This window comes from Streptomyces achromogenes (assembly GCF_030816715.1).
In the GTDB taxonomy this organism is placed as follows: Bacteria; Actinomycetota; Actinomycetes; order Streptomycetales; family Streptomycetaceae; genus Streptomyces; species Streptomyces achromogenes_A.
In genome coordinates, this window is sequence record NZ_JAUSYH010000001.1 from 958,446 (window position 1) to 972,886 (window position 14,441).

The 14,441-nt window shown below is 69.0% G+C and carries 11 protein-coding genes; 7 read left to right on the forward strand and 4 right to left on the reverse strand.

Features of this window, described 5'->3' with window-relative positions:
• Positions 1 to 45 precede the first annotated feature (45 nt).
• The 3 genes from QF032_RS04245 (at position 46) to QF032_RS04255 (ending at position 2,497) form a co-directional block, all read left to right on the forward strand.
• Positions 46 to 984: a VOC family protein gene (locus QF032_RS04245; RefSeq protein WP_307054953.1), complete on the forward strand. Its 939-nt coding sequence runs from the start codon at positions 46 to 48 to the stop codon at positions 982 to 984.
• A 94-nt stretch (positions 985 to 1,078) separates the two neighbouring features.
• Positions 1,079 to 2,044: a fumarylacetoacetate hydrolase family protein gene (locus QF032_RS04250; protein ID WP_307054954.1), complete on the forward strand. Its 966-nt coding sequence runs from the start codon at positions 1,079 to 1,081 to the stop codon at positions 2,042 to 2,044.
• Between the two features lie 237 nt (positions 2,045 to 2,281).
• The gene (locus QF032_RS04255; protein ID WP_307054955.1) at positions 2,282 to 2,497 is read left to right on the forward strand and encodes a hypothetical protein; all 216 of its coding nucleotides are present in this window, start codon (positions 2,282 to 2,284) and stop codon (positions 2,495 to 2,497) included.
• A 244-nt stretch (positions 2,498 to 2,741) separates the two neighbouring features.
• Here the strand turns inward: QF032_RS04255 and QF032_RS04260 are convergent, their stop codons facing one another.
• Together QF032_RS04260 and QF032_RS04265 are read right to left on the reverse strand one after the other, a co-directional pair.
• A complete protein-coding gene (locus QF032_RS04260; RefSeq protein ID WP_306954785.1) occupies positions 2,742 to 3,365 on the reverse strand; it encodes a TetR/AcrR family transcriptional regulator in 624 nt (207 codons plus the stop codon).
• Between the two features lie 265 nt (positions 3,366 to 3,630).
• Positions 3,631 to 4,638: a LacI family DNA-binding transcriptional regulator gene (locus QF032_RS04265; RefSeq protein ID WP_307054956.1), complete on the reverse strand. Its 1,008-nt coding sequence runs from the start codon at positions 4,636 to 4,638 to the stop codon at positions 3,631 to 3,633.
• Positions 4,639 to 4,999: 361 nt separating this feature from the next.
• On the opposite strand from QF032_RS04265, the gene QF032_RS04270 reads away from it, so the two are divergent.
• From QF032_RS04270 to QF032_RS04280, 3 genes are all read left to right on the forward strand, one after another.
• Positions 5,000 to 5,995 (forward strand): LacI family DNA-binding transcriptional regulator, encoded by a 996-nt coding sequence (locus tag QF032_RS04270; RefSeq protein ID WP_307040124.1) that lies wholly within the window; start codon positions 5,000 to 5,002, stop codon positions 5,993 to 5,995.
• Between the two features lie 267 nt (positions 5,996 to 6,262).
• Positions 6,263 to 8,740: an RICIN domain-containing protein gene (locus tag QF032_RS04275; protein ID WP_307054958.1), complete on the forward strand. Its 2,478-nt coding sequence runs from the start codon at positions 6,263 to 6,265 to the stop codon at positions 8,738 to 8,740.
• Between the two features lie 571 nt (positions 8,741 to 9,311).
• On the forward strand, positions 9,312 to 11,585 hold the full coding sequence (locus QF032_RS04280; RefSeq protein ID WP_307054961.1) for a right-handed parallel beta-helix repeat-containing protein: 2,274 nt from the start codon (positions 9,312 to 9,314) through the stop codon (positions 11,583 to 11,585).
• Positions 11,586 to 11,744: 159 nt separating this feature from the next.
• On the opposite strand, the gene QF032_RS04285 is transcribed toward QF032_RS04280, so the two are convergent.
• On the reverse strand, positions 11,745 to 12,389 hold the full coding sequence (locus QF032_RS04285; RefSeq protein WP_307040130.1) for an SGNH/GDSL hydrolase family protein: 645 nt from the start codon (positions 12,387 to 12,389) through the stop codon (positions 11,745 to 11,747).
• Positions 12,390 to 12,518: 129 nt separating this feature from the next.
• Here QF032_RS04285 and QF032_RS04290 point away from each other — a divergent pair, with 129 nt between their 5' ends.
• Positions 12,519 to 13,229: a cupin domain-containing protein gene (locus tag QF032_RS04290; protein ID WP_307040132.1), complete on the forward strand. Its 711-nt coding sequence runs from the start codon at positions 12,519 to 12,521 to the stop codon at positions 13,227 to 13,229.
• Positions 13,230 to 13,357: 128 nt separating this feature from the next.
• Here the strand turns inward: QF032_RS04290 and QF032_RS04295 are convergent, their stop codons facing one another.
• Positions 13,358 to 14,347: a LacI family DNA-binding transcriptional regulator gene (locus QF032_RS04295; RefSeq protein ID WP_307040134.1), complete on the reverse strand. Its 990-nt coding sequence runs from the start codon at positions 14,345 to 14,347 to the stop codon at positions 13,358 to 13,360.
• Between the last annotated feature and the right edge of the window lie 94 nt (positions 14,348 to 14,441).

A 14,441-nucleotide genomic window follows, 5' to 3' on the forward strand; every position in this document is an offset into this window, starting at 1 on the left:
CCTGAACCGCCTGACCGCCTGACCGCACAGAGGAGAACCCCCACCATGAGCACACGTCTGCTCACCCACCTGCGCCACGTCGACCTGGCCGTGCCGGACTACGACAAGCAGCTCGACTTCTACGCCGGCGTCTGGGGTCTGACCAAGGTCGCAGAGGACTCCGGCATCTCCTTCCTGGCCGCCGAGGGTTCCCCCGAGCAGTACATCGTCCGGCTCCGCAAGGCCGAGGAGAAGCGCCTCGACCTCATCTCCTACGGCGCGGCGAACCCCGCCGACGTGGACACACTCGCCGAGCAACTCCTCGCGGGTGGAGTGCGCTTGATCTCCCAGCCGGGCAATATCGACACCCCCGGAGGCGGCTACGGCTTCCGCTTCTTCGACATCGACGGCCGCACCGTCGAGGTCTCGGCCGACGTCGAGGCGCGCCGGCACCGTCGTATCGAGGAGAAGGAGTCCATCCCCGTCCGTCTCTCGCACGTCGTCCTGAACTCCCCCGACGTCAACGCCACCCGAGCCTGGTACGAGCAGCACCTCGACTTCCGGCTGTCCGACACGATGACCCTGCCGCACATGGGCGAGGTCATGCACTTCATGCGGATCAGCAACCAGCACCACTCCATGGCCGTCGCCAGCGGTCCGCACACCTCCCTGCAGCACCTCTCCTTCGAGATGCGCGGCATCGACGAGTACATGCGCGGCTCCGGCCGCGTGATGCGCTCCGGCGCCCGCAAGATCTGGGGCCCCGGGCGGCACATGGCGGGCGACAACACCTTCACGTACTTCCTCGACCCGCACGGCAACACCGTGGAGTACACCACCGAGCTCGAAAAGCTCGACGAGGACACCTGGCACCCGCACATCTACGACCTGACGAAGCCCGAGAACGCCGACCAGTGGGGCACGTCCAACCCGATGAACGAGATGGTCGCCAAGGAAATGCTCAACGACGTCGACCGCGGCGTCTTCGTCGCTCCGCCGGTCTGACCCCTTGACCCCGGGGGCTCGGCGCACTCTCCCCCGCCTGCCATGCCGCCGGGCCCCCGGCCTGTGTCAACCCACCCAGCTCCCTAGGAAAGCCATGCGTTTCGCCACGTACGAACAGCACGGCCGCAGCCGTCTCGCCACCGTCGAGGACGACGGCGTCCTCTACCCCTGCGCCGGCCGAGCCTCGCTTCTCGATCTGATCCAGGCCGGTCCCGAGGCGCTGCGCGAGGCGGGCGACGCAAGCCTGGACGAGCCGCGCGGGCCGCACGTCTCCGAGGTGCGACTGCTGCCGCCGCTCCGACCGCCGTCCGTACGCGACTTCGTCACGTTCGAGGAGCACGTCGAGGGTGTACGGCGCAGCATCGACGGAATCACGGGCGCCCCGGACGCCTGGTACGACGCACCCACCTTCTACTTCACCAACCCCTACGCGGTCATCGGCGCTCACGACGACGTCCCCGTGCCGCCCGGCAGCCAGGTGCTGGACTTCGAGCTCGAAGTCGCCGCGGTCATCGGCCGCGAGGGCCGCGACCTCACCCCCGGGCAGGCCCGCGACCACATCGTCGGCTACACGATCTTCAACGACTGGTCCGCCCGTGACCTCCAGTCCCGCGAGATGCAGGTCGGCCTCGGCCCCTGCAAGGGCAAGGACACCGCCACCACTCTCGGCCCCCACCTCGTCACCGCGGACGAGCTGGAGCCCTACCGCGACAGCGACGGATTCCTTCGCCTGGCGCTGACCGCCGAGATCAACGGCGAGGTCGTCGGCAGGGATCTGCTGTCCAACATGAGCTGGACCTTCGAGGAGATGACCGCATACGCCTCCAGGGGCACTTATGTACGCCCCGGCGACGTACTCGGCTCCGGCACCTGCGGCAATGGAGGCTGCCTCGCCGAACTCTGGGGCGTACGCGGCCGCCAGGACCCACCGCCGCTGAAGCCCGGCGACACCGTCACCCTCACCGTCGAGGGCATCGGCACCGTCTCCAACACCGTGGTACCCGGTGCCGAACCGGTGGCCGTCCCCCGCGCCCGTACGCGCCCGCGAACGCGCCCGTGAACCGCGTGGCAAAGAGCGGGCCGGCCGACAAGGTCGCCGTCACCGGGACCGCACGCGGCAGGGCACGGTCGAGGCGCCGCCCACATCCCGCTCCGCCGGACCGGCTTCCCTGACGAGGTACTCAACTCCGTCGTCCTCCTCGGAACTCGTGGTGCCCTGCGAGCTGCCCCCAGACGCGATCCATCTGCCTGGCGTCTTCGTCCAGCGGGCCCTCGCCCTCACCGCCGCCTGGCAGGGGTGGACCTGGGCGACCACGCCGCTGTCCGCCAGGCACTCGACGCCTTCGAGGCCCCCCGCAAAGCGCACACCGCCCGGCAGTCCCAGCACGCCTACGCCTTCGGGCAGGTCTTCCATCACGCGCCGCGCGCTCTGCGACCGATCCGGGACGCGATCCTGGACCGCACCCCACTGATGCAGAAGGTGGTCGGTACTGATGCAGAAGGTGGTCAGTGACTCCACCCCCGTTTCGATCCTCACTCAGCTCGGTGAGATCGACCGGGCCGAAGCCCGCTTCACCGCGCTCCTCGGCCTCGGCGAGACACACGACACCGCTTCCTCAACCACGCGGCCGCGCCCGCCCCGGGCTGGCGCAATCCCAGAACAGCAGGCCGCCGGGCGCACTCCCCGGCGCAGAGCGCCAAGCGTTCAAGCCCCGGCGCCTGCCCGGTGGCTCCAGGAGGCAGGGGGCCTTGCGAAGCTATTCCGTCAGCGTGCCCATCGCACGGTCGAGCAGCACGGCCAGGGGAACGGTGCCCCCACAGGCCACCCAGCCCGTCGCGGCCGCGTCCAGACAGGCGAGGGCGGCCCCGGAAAGCGCGTTCGGCCCGACCTCCTCCGGCTGGTCGGCGCTGACGCCCAGCCGCCGGGCGATCTCCGGCTCCAGCATCGCCTGCCAGCTCAGCTGTTTCTCGAAGTGTCGGGCGCGCAGTGACGGAGTCTCCTGGAGCATGCGCAGATAGCTGAGCGCCTGCTCGGGCGCCTGCTCGTTCGCCTGCGTCAGAACGTCGAACGCCCTGCGCAGCGCCTCCCAGGGACGCTCGGTGTCGGGGCGGGCGGCGAACGCCTCCGCGATCTGACGGCCGGTCTCCTCCAAGCCCTGCAGGACCATGTCTTCTTTGGTGCCGAAGTACCGGAACAGGCTGGCACGCGACAGCCCGACCTCACCGGCGATCTGGTCGACGGTCGTCCCGTCGAATCCCTGCTCGATGAAGAGCCGGAGCGCGACCTCGACGACTTCCTTCCGGACCGTCGCGCGCATACGCTCCCGCAGGCCGGGCGGTTTGGTTCCGGACGGGGCGGAGGTGTGGGCGGAGTCGGTCATGACTGAAGGATACAACAGCGACTCAATCTGATACTCAGCATCAGAACACATGGCTCCCGGCGGCCGCACCGGGCACGCCGGCCGTTCAGGTCACTCCCACGGAGCGCGCCGCGGATGCGAAGCGAGGGTCCACTCGCCCCGCCCATCGGCACACGGATGGGGCCGGGCCCGACCGGGGTCCCGGTCGATGGTCCAGCGCGTCGGCCGGGCCGCGGAGCAGCTCGGGGCCGGACGGCCGACGCTCACCACGCGACCAGCAGGCCGGTCATCGAGGGGGCGTACTGGCCCGCAGAACGACGTTCGTGGCGACCGGTACGATCCGCGGGGCGTCATCGTCGGAGAGCGCGAGCTCCATCGCACGGAGCCCGACCTGCTGCAGAGGAACGTTCACGGACGTCAGCTCCGGAACGACGTCCACCGCCGGGCCGATGTCGTCGAAGCCGGCGACGGCGATGTCCCGGCCAGGGACAAGCCCGGCGTCGCGGAAAGCGGTCATCACACCGATCGCCATGACGTCGCTGACCGCGAAGACGAGTTCCGTGCCGTCCAGTCCCCGCCGGGCGAGCTCCCGGGCCGCCGCACACCCCCCTCGGCGACTCAACTCGGCTTCGACCACCAGCCGCTCGTCGACGCCGATGCCGAACTCGCGCAGGCCCTCCACGAAACCGCTGCACCGGTCACGGGACGTCCTGAGTGCGGATCCTGCGCGGACCACCGCGAGCCGCCGGTAGCCGAGCCCTACCAGCGCGCGGGCAAGCTGCCGCGCTCCACCGTAGTTGTCGATGCTGACGGTGTGGAACGGCAGGTCGTGCTGGCTGATCAGGACTACGCTGCCGCCCGCTTCCCGGTAGGCGTGGAGCTCCTCGACGAGTGCGTCGCGGGCATCGGCGCCGTCGACGCGGCTGCCGGTCATGATGATGACGCGGGGACGCATGCCGCGCAGCGTCCCGACGATCTGGAGTTCCCGCTCCGGGGAGCGGTCCGCGACCGCCATGGTCACGATGAGTCCGGCGGCCTCGGCTGCCTGCGTCACACCTGCCGCGATGGAGGAGAAGTACGGGTCGTCGACACCGCTGACGACCAGCGCGGCGATGTTCGTCGAACCCCGCGCGATCGCCTGGGCGGACAGGTGCGGTGCGTAGTCCAGTTCCGCGGCCGCGGTGAGCACGCGGTCGACGTTCTCCTGCCGGACGTTGCGGACGCTGCCGTTGAGCACCCGCGACGCCGTCGCCTGTGAGACGCCCGCTGTCCGCGCCACATCATGCAGGGTCACCTGGCGCCCCTCGGATGCGGCCTCCCCGCGACGCCGTACAGGCGCTGCCGCTCCATCTTCCATGCCGCACATTGTGCACCGGGCCGCCCAGCGCCCGGAAGTCGCGGAGTCACCACCGACGGTCACTCCGCGGGCCGGTGCGCCTACTGCGCCGCACATGCCTTGCGGAATCCAACCGGGCCGACGCGACCACCTTCCAGCCGGGCGACCGGATCCCGAGTCGGTCACCGGCGCTTTCGTCCACACCTCCGGGGCCCGGCCGGGGATATCCTCGGGTAGCGTCGACGGCGGCTCGATTTCGTGGTGCGGGAGGAACGGCGCGATGCCCCATTCAGCCAGGCCGACCGTTACCCTGCGTGACGTGGCGGCGGCCGCCGGCGTGTCGGTCTCGACCGCGTCGCGAGTGCTGGGCGGCAGTTCGCGGACGGTCGCGGAGGAATACCGCCAGCGGGTCGTCTCCGCCGCGGCCGCGTTGCGCTACACCGCTGACGCCGCGGCCCGGGCGATGCGGCGCGCGAACGACTCGATCGCGGTCGTCGGCGACGATCTCACGACCCCGTCGATGGGAATGGTCGCCGCGGCGATGGAACGGCGGGCGCGCGACGCAGGGGCGTTCGTGACCGTCTCGTCGACCCACGGCACCGCCGAGCGGCAGCTCGAAACCGTCCGGTTGCAGCGTGCTCTGCGGCCGCGTGCGCTCATTCTGACCTCGAGCCGCCTAGACACGAAGGCCCTCGGCGGGCGCCTGCTCGACGAGTTGCTCGGCTACGAACGCGAGGGCGGCCGGGTGGTGATCGTCGGTGACACCGACATGCCGTTCGACTCCATCAGCTTCGACAACCACGGCCCTGCGAAGGAATTGGCCACCTACGTCGCCGGGGCGGGGCACCGGCACGTGACGATCCTCGCCGGCGCGCGCGGGCAGGGGAACGTCTCGGACCGTACCGCGGGGTTCATCGCCGGTCTCCGCCACGGCGGCATCGAGGAGCGGCACATCCGGGTCTCGCACTGCACGGTGAACCGCCAAGGCGGGTTCGACGCGGCGCGGCGGCTGGTCGCCGAAGGGCTGGAGCCGCCCCACGCGATCCTCGCCGCCAACGACACCATCGCCATCGGCGCGATGTCCGCCTTCCGTACTGCCGGGGTGGCGGTGCCGGACGAGGTCTCGGTGACCGGTTTCGACGACATCGAGCTCGCGATCGACGTGACACCGCGGCTCACGACCGTGTCGTTGCCGCTGGCGCAGGCAGGTGCCGAGGCGGTCCGCCTCGCGCTCGCGGACCGTACGGAAGCAGAGCATCTGATGATGCGCGGGCAGGTCGTGGTGCGCGACAGCACGGCGATCCGCGTCGTCTGAACCGCCCCCTGAACCGATCATTCCCACCGACGCGCACAGCGCCTTCGGGCCACCGGAACCTGCCGCTCAAAGCCGCGTTTTCACCAGCTGACCGACGCTTGACGCCTTCGATCACGGACGGGCACACTGCGCGGAATACGATTTCCCACTCAGAAAAGACTCCTCCCCCGGGGCGGGCCCCGCCTCTGCGATCCGCGCGACGGGCCCCGCGCCGAGTCTCAGCGCAAGCCGCACCCACACCCGCACTCCCTCCTAGGAGGATCTCCCGTGCACCACGCCACAGGACTGCCTGACAGGCACGTCAGACGGTTGGCGGCCCTGACCGCCCTGCTCATGGGACTGGCCCTGCTGACGGGCCGAGCGCTGTCCCCCGCGTACGCCGCCACCAGCACGGCGATCACCGTCGACGGTGCCAGCGCAGGACGCACCTTCGACGGCGTCGGCGCGATCAGCGGCGGCGGTGGCAACACCCGCCTCCTGGTCGACTACCCGGCCACCCAGCGCAACCAGATCCTGGACTACCTGTTCAAGCCCGGTTACGGCGCCGCCCTGCAGATCCTCAAGGTCGAGATCGGCGGCGACGTCAATTCCACCGACGGCTCCGAGATCAGCTTCGAGCACACGAAGGGCGACATCGACTGCGACGCCGGCTACGAGTGGTGGGCGATGGAGCAGGCCAAGGCCCGCAACCCCGGCATCAAGCTCTTCGCCCTGGCCTGGGGCGCCCCCGGCTGGATCGGAAACGGCGACTTCTACACGCAGGACGGCATCGACTACATGATCGACTGGCTGGGCTGCGCCAAGCAGCACGGCCTGTCCATCGACTACATCGGCGGCCGGAACGAGAAGACGTACAGCGCCTGGTTCTACCAGACCCTGAAGTCCGCCATGGCGGCGAACGGCTACGCCTCTACCAAGCTGGTCGGCGGCGACGAGACCGTCTGGAACATCGCCACCGGCATGAAGAACAGCACCGCCCTGTACAACGCCGTGGACGTCGCCGGCGCGCACTATCCCTGCACGTACCAGTCCGCGATGACCACCTGTTCCTCCTCCGCCGACGCCCAGTCGCTGGGCAAGCCGATCTGGGCCAGCGAGAACGGCTCGGAGAACGCCGAGACAGGGGCGGCCCCGGTCGCCCGCGCCATCAACCGCGGTTACCTCGACGCCAAGATGAGCGCGTACATCAACTGGCCCATGGTGGCCTCCGACTACCAGAACCTCTTCTTCCACGACCAGGGCCTGGTCACCGCGAACCAGCCGTGGTCCGGCGCCTACAGCGTGTCCCGCACCGCCTGGTCCATCGCGCAGACCACGCAGTTCACCTCGCCCGGCTGGAAGTACCTCGACACCGCCTCCGGATACCTCGGCGGCGACCGTGCCAACGGCAGTTACGTCAGCTACGCCGCGCCCGACAAGAGCGCCTGGAGCACCGTCTACGAGACCCTGGACGCCACCGCGTCCCAGACGGTCACCTTCGACGTCGCCGGCGGCCTGCCCGGCGGCGCCCTGCACGTGTGGTCCACCGACCTGTCGCAGCCCGGCGGCGCCACCCCGCGCATGCTGCGGGGCAGCGACCTGACCGCCGTCGGCGGCACGTACTCCCTCACCCTGGAACCCGGTCGGGTCTACACCGTGACCACCACCACCGGTCAGGGTGCCGGAACGACCACCCCGCCCGCCCGCAACCGGCTCTCCATGCCGTACTCGGACTCCTTCGCCGGATACGGCACCGGGCAGGAGGCGAGGTACTTCGCCTCGATGAACGGCGCCTTCCAGGCCGCCCCCTGCACCGGGGGCCGCAGCGGCCAGTGCCTGCGCCAGACCGCACCGATGAAGCCGATCATCTGGTGGGCGCCGGCCTCGAACGACATCCAGCCCTACACCCTCATGGGCGACGTGGGCTGGAGCAACTACACGGTCGGCTCCGACGTACTGCTGGAGAAGAGCGGCAGCTCCGCGGAGATTCTCGGCCGCGTGGGCACTCAATCGAAGTTCAGCACCGGGCTGAACGCCTACCACCTGCGCCTGTCCGACACCGGATCCTGGGCGTTGCTGAAGACCGGCACCACCGGCACCAACTCGTGGAACTGGACCACCCTGGCGAGTGGTTCGGTCACCGCGCCCGGCACGGGCACCTGGCACAAGCTGGCCCTGACCTTCCAGGACAGCACGATCACCGCCAAGATCGACGGGAGTACCGTCGGCGCGGTCACCGACACGAGCTACGGCGCGGGCCTGGCCGGCCTGGGCACGGCCGGCTACTACCCCGTCCAGTACTCCAACCTGTCCGTCACCCACGAATCCGTCCCGGACCTCTCAGGCACCTACAAGATCATCAGCGCCGGCAGCGGCAAGGCGCTCACCGCCTCCAACGGTGGAACCAGCGACGGCACGCCCGTCGTCCAGAAGACCGACGCGAACAGCGGAAGCCAGCAGTGGAAGCTGGCCTACACCAGCGCCGGCTACCTCACCGTCACAGGTGTCACCAGCGGCAAGGCCCTGGACATCAACGCAGCCTCCACCTGGCCCGGCGCCGGGCTGCAGCTGGGGACGTCCAACGGGAGCGTCAGTCAGCAGTGGCTGATCGCCCCGGCCGGCAGCGGCACCTACACCATCGAGTCCCGTTCCAACGGGTACAAGGCGGACGTGTACAAGGCTCAGACCACCGACGGCACACCGATCGACCAGTGGTTCACCAACGGCAGCACCAACCAGCGATGGAAGCTGGTCAAGGTCTCGTGATCTGCTGAGCACCCGAGCGATCCCATGGGCGGGGCAGGTCCCCATCCCCGGCCTCCCCGCCCATGCGCCAGGAACCTTGAGATCGGCCCGCGCTCCCGCGCCCGGCCGGAGGACGGGTACTCGAGCGGCCAGTGCACAGCGCCGTCCGAAGCAGACCGGCTGCCGCGCGGCCGGCTGTCGAGTGGTGCCGTCGGGTTCCGGCAGGGCCCTCCACAACGCTTCCGCGTTCATCTGCTCGAAACCTTGACGCACACGATGCCCGCTGGGCACACTGCGCGGAATACGTTTTCCCAGCACGTCCGCCAGGACAAGCACGAGGCTTCCAGACGGTCGGCTTCACCTCCGGGAGGGCACCTGTGACACCGGTAGCAAGGCACCTGAAGCCGCCGCCGATCTCTGCCCCCGACGGGGCATGTCCGGCCGGACCGGTTCCCATGTCGTCGGGCACCCGTTGGTGCGTCCACCGCACGGTCCCGAACTGTCCGCGCCCCGGGGCGTTAGGCGACGTCTCGACTGAAGGCGCCACGACAGGAGCCAGTACCTCACCACCGAAGACGACAAGAAGAGGACCATGACCGTCAACCGAAGACTTGTGTCACAAGCAACAGCCGCCGCACTGTGCGCCCTGGCAGTCGTGCTCGCGTCGATCGTGCTCGTACCCGCGCAGCGGGCCTTCGCCGCGGGCACCACGTACTTCGTGAGCGCGAACGGCAGCGACGGCAACGCCGGAACCAGCAGCAGCGCGCCCTGGCGCTCGCTGAGCAAGGTGAACGCGACGACGTTCCAGCCCGGCGACATCATTCGCTTCGAGGCCGGTGACAGCTGGACCGGACAGCTCTGGCCGAAGGGGTCCGGCGTCGACGGCTCCCCGATCGCCATCGACAGCTACGGAACGGGCGCCAAGCCGAAGATCGCCGGCCAGGGCACCGTCGCCGACGCGGTGCGGCTGAACAACCAGCAGTACTGGGAGATCCGCAACCTCGACGTGTCGAACGCGGTACCCACCGGGACGACAGACGGTTCGAAGCTCGGCGACTTCCGCGGCATCGGCGTGCACGGTGACAACGGCCAAACCCTGCACCACTTCGTGATCGACTCGGTCGACGTGCACGACGTCACCGGCGAGGTCAAGTGGGTCGGCGGCAGCACCGCCGACAACAAGCCGGGTATTTCCTTCGCGCAGGGCTGGGACCGCTCGAAGGACACCGGCGGCATCGCCTTCCTCACCGGGGTCCAGGACATCACCGCGCCCGGCGCCCCCACGGTGCTCGACGGCATCACCGTGGAGAACTCCACCATCAAGAACACCTCGTTCAGCGGGATCGTCACGAAGCAGTACGCCGGCGACGCGCCCGGTGCCGTCTTCACCGGCTGGGGCAAGCGCGCCACGGCCACCGACCCCGCCTACACGCCGTACACCGACGTCACGTTCCGCGGCAACTACATCACTCAGGCGAACACCCCCTACGGCTGCAACGGCATCTACCTCACCGGCGTCCGGGGCGGACTCGTCGAGGGCAACGTGATCGACCGAGTCGGCGTCTCCGGCGTCGAGACCAACATGGCCGACAACGTCACCGTCCAGCACAACGAGATCATGGGCACCCACCTCTCCTCGGGCGGTGCCGACCAGAACGCCCTGGACCCCGACATCGGCACCACCAACCAGGTGTTCCAGTACAACTACCTCCACGACAACGGCGACGGCATCCTGCTGTGCGCGTGCAACTCCGCGGTCAAGTTCGGCAGCGTGGTGCTCCGCTACAACGTCATCACCGGCAGCACGCGGTGGAACATCCACATGTCGCAGCAGAGCGGCACGGTGGCGAACATCTACAACAACACCATCGCCAACACCAATTCGCAGAACATGGTGACCGGCGGTGTCTCCGGCAAGGCGACGTTCACCAACAACCTGTTCGTCTCCAGTCAGTCCGCCCCCCAGTTCATACAACCGTCGAGCATCACCTACAACAACAACGGTTACTCGTCCAACCTGACAAGTCGGCCCGCGTCCGACGTGAACGCCGTGGTCGGGGCTCCGCAGTTCGTGAACGCCGCCGTCACGGGGCCCTACGGCGACGAGAACGGCCCGAGGCTCGACACGGCGGCGAACTTCGCGCTCCAGTCGGGATCGGTGTTCGTCGACGCCGGAGCCACAGTCACCGGCAACGGCGGCCTCGACTACGCCGGGGCGACCGTGCCGATCGGGAACGGTCCGGAGATCGGTGCCTTCGAACGCGGCGCGCCCGACATCGCGTTCACGGACACGTTCGACGGCCTGGCGACGGGCGCTCTCGCCAACGGGACCGACGGATGGCGAGTCATCTCGACCAACAACGACGTCTCCGTGGTGGAAACGCCGTCCGCCACCGACAAGAGCGTCCGGCTGACCCGCACCATCGAAGGCGGCGGGACCGACGGAACCAACCTCGCCCGGCTCTTCAGCACCCCGATGCAGGGCGTGGTGACCATCGACACGCAGGTCATGCGCAACGACACCCAAGCCGGGTGGTTCGGGCTGCCCTACGTGTACAACGCCGGCGGCGCCCCGGCCGTCAGCGTCGCCTTCGCCCGCGGCCAGATCCACGCGTACAAGGGAACCACGGACACGGTGATCGGTACGTACACCAACGGCAAGTGGTACCGGGTCACGCTCACCGTGGACACCGTGAACCAACGCTTCGACCTGGACATCGACGGCCACCGCATGGTGACCGATGCCGCGTTCCGCACCTCGATGCCGGGGATCGCGAAGGTCGCGTGGTACTCGAACGGGGGCGAGCGCGGGGCGGTGCACGTGGACGACGTCCGGATCTCGCGCGGCACCGGATTCGGCCAGTGAAAGCCAGGGCCAGTCTGGTGGCGTGAGCATTTCGGTAAGTGTGCCGATCCAGTAAGCGCTTCCTCTCGGCCATGATGCTCGGCTCAGGCTGACGTCATGGAAATGAAGAATCGGATCTGCCTGGCCGATATCGGCCAGGCAGATCCGATTGCCGACTGATCAACGTGAGGAAATCTTCTGCAGCGTCTCGCTCACCACCGGCACATAGAAAGTGGTGACACCCGCCTCGTTGGGATGTGTTCCCGATCCCTCAGTGCCAGGGAATCCGTTGGCCAGGCCGTCGAATGTGTATTTCGCACGCTGGGTGTCATCACGCGTGTCGAACGTGGTCTCCCCGAAGACGTCGGCAACGGCGATGTCCCACTTGCGGCAGGCTTCCAGGGTCGCCTCGCGCAGCGCCACCTGAGTGTCCCAGTCCCGCGAACCGAGCTTGTGGGCGGCTACGTACACGGTGCGGGCGGTCGGCCATTTCCGCTCCATGGCCTGCAGCGTCTTCTCAAACTCTTCGGCGTAGCCACCGAGTGTGTACGCACGGTCCCGGAAAATGGACTGCGCGTCGTTGGTGCCTCCGTCGAAGATGACGAAGTCCGGCGCGTCGTCGGTCGCTTGCTCGACCTGCGTGAGTATCTGCCCTCCGGACGCATGCGGGTCGGCGCCTATGGTCGCGCCGTTCCGGGCGAACTTGGTGAGGGCCATGCCCTCGCGCTCTGCGACCACGTCCACAAAACTGTGCGGATACACATGTCCGTACACAATACTGTCGCCGAAGGCATAGACGCTCTTGCCTGCCAACCCATTGCCCACATCGTCCTCCTTGCGGCTTCGCCATTCGGGTCTGATGTTAGACGGAACATTGACCAGTTGGGCGACCGGCACGTAAATTAAGGGGGACAGAAAGCGCTTACTATATGGAACTGGAGTGTTGACACGCACATGAGCACCACCAACACCGGATTGCCCGGGGGCGTCGCCATCTCGCATCTGTCGGTGTACGACTGGCCTGCCGCCGACGGGGCGTGCGGCGGCACGCCTCACATGCACCTGGCGTGTTCAGAGGCCTACGTCGTCACCGGCGGACGCGGGGCCGTGCAGACGCTGACCGCTTCCGGGTACGAGGTCACTCCGCTCGAGGCCGGCACGGTCGCCTGGTTCACGCCGGGCACCATCCACCGGCTGGTCAACGAGGGTGATCTGCGGATCACCGTTCTGATGCAGAACAGCGGGCTGCCGGAGGCGGGGGACGCGGTCCTCACGCTGCCCCCGGAGTACCTGAAGGATCCGCAGACGTACGCCCGTGCCACCGCCATCCCGGCCGACGCGCCCGAGGAGGAGCAGGAGCGCGTCGCCCGGGCCCGGCGGGACCTCGCCCTGGAGGGATACCGGGCACTTCGGGAGGCCGAGGGGCCACATGCCCTGGCCGCGTTCCACCGTGCCGCCGCCGCGCTGGTACGGCCCCGCATCGCCGAGTGGCGCGAGCGGTGGCGACAAGGTGCCGAGGCCTCCGCCGCGGCCACTGCTACGCAGCTCGACTGGCTGGAACGGGGGGAGTCCCCCCACCTCGCAGATGCCGCCGTGAGCTCCGAACAGCCGTCTGCCCGAGGGAAGTTCGGCATGTGCGGTCGGCTTGACGTCTACGCGAACTGAGGGCGATGCGCACCTGAGGAAGCGCGGCGTGCGCGGCCGGTTCGGCCCGCACCCAAGGCCGGGCCGGACGGGCGGTGCAGGGACGGGGGACGGAGACGGTCCGCCCGCTCCGCGCCCACCCGGGCCGGTCACCGCCTGCGGCTGAGACGCCCGGCCGCAGGCGGCTCGGCCGTCGACTCCCGCCAGACGATCCGGAACAGGGAGCCCTCGGTCGTCTCGGGCGCGCTGCCCCTCAGACCCGCGATCAGCTTGGCCATGGCCGTACTGCCCAGTTGTTCGAGCTCCACGTCGACGGTGGTCAGGGACGGGGTCATGAACTGCCCGACCCCGGCGTTGTCCCAACCGGTCACGCTGAGGTCGCCAGGCACGTCCCAGCCGCGCTCCCGGGCGCCCCGGACGACGCCGGCGGCGACGAGGTCATTGGCCGCGATCACCGCGGTCGGCCGCGCATGACTCGGGAGCATCCGTATCGCTTGGATGCCGGAGTCTCCCGACCAGTCTCCGTCGAAGACTCCGACGGACTCGACCCCGAGGCGTTCGACGGTGTCCAGATAGCTCTGCTTGCGCGCCCTGGCGGAGGCGAACTGAGTGTCGCCCGCCACATGGAGGAACCGGGAGTGACCGAGCGCCGCCAAGTGCTCGATCATCCGCACCAGGGGCGTGGCGTCGGCCAGTTGCCCGATGCCGCGCATCTCGTCGTCGAAGTCGGCCGAGATCACCACGGCCGTCCTCTGGTGCAGTTTGCTCTCCACGGCGGGAAGCACGGGGGCGAGGGAGAGGAGGCCCTCGTACTGTCCCGAGTCGGCGAGCTCCAGCAGGCGGTCGCTCCTCGCGCGTACGCCGCCCCCGGCGCTCACGACATCCACGAAAAACCCTGCGGCCTGCGCCGTCGCGCTGGCGCCCGCCAGCATGCGTGAGGGGTTGAAGGCCATGGCGGGCATGAGGATCGCCAGCCGTCCGGTCTTCCGCGTGCGCATCGACCGCGCCACCAGGTTGGGACGGTAGTCCAGGTCCCGTATGGCCTTCTCCACGCGTTCCAGGGTCGCGGGCTTCAGCCCGCCGTTGAACCGCAGATACCGCGACACCGTCTGGGGTGACACACCCGCGAGCCGCGCCACATCGGTGATCGTAGGCCGTCGTCGCGCCGCGTCAGCGCCATCCATCCGCTTCCCCCACCCTTTCGCCAACGTTCGGTGAAGTCAGAGACTACAC

Coding starts and splice junctions, on each gene's coding strand:
- QF032_RS04290 (WP_307040132.1), top strand. CDS start 12,519: ATGAGCACCACCAACACCGGATTGCCCGGGGGCGTCGCCATCTCGCAT.
- QF032_RS04245 (WP_307054953.1), top strand. CDS start 46: ATGAGCACACGTCTGCTCACCCACCTGCGCCACGTCGACCTGGCCGTG.
- QF032_RS04280 (WP_307054961.1), top strand. CDS start 9,312: ATGACCGTCAACCGAAGACTTGTGTCACAAGCAACAGCCGCCGCACTG.
- QF032_RS04260 (WP_306954785.1), bottom strand. CDS start 3,365: ATGACCGACTCCGCCCACACCTCCGCCCCGTCCGGAACCAAACCGCCC.
- QF032_RS04250 (WP_307054954.1), top strand. CDS start 1,079: ATGCGTTTCGCCACGTACGAACAGCACGGCCGCAGCCGTCTCGCCACC.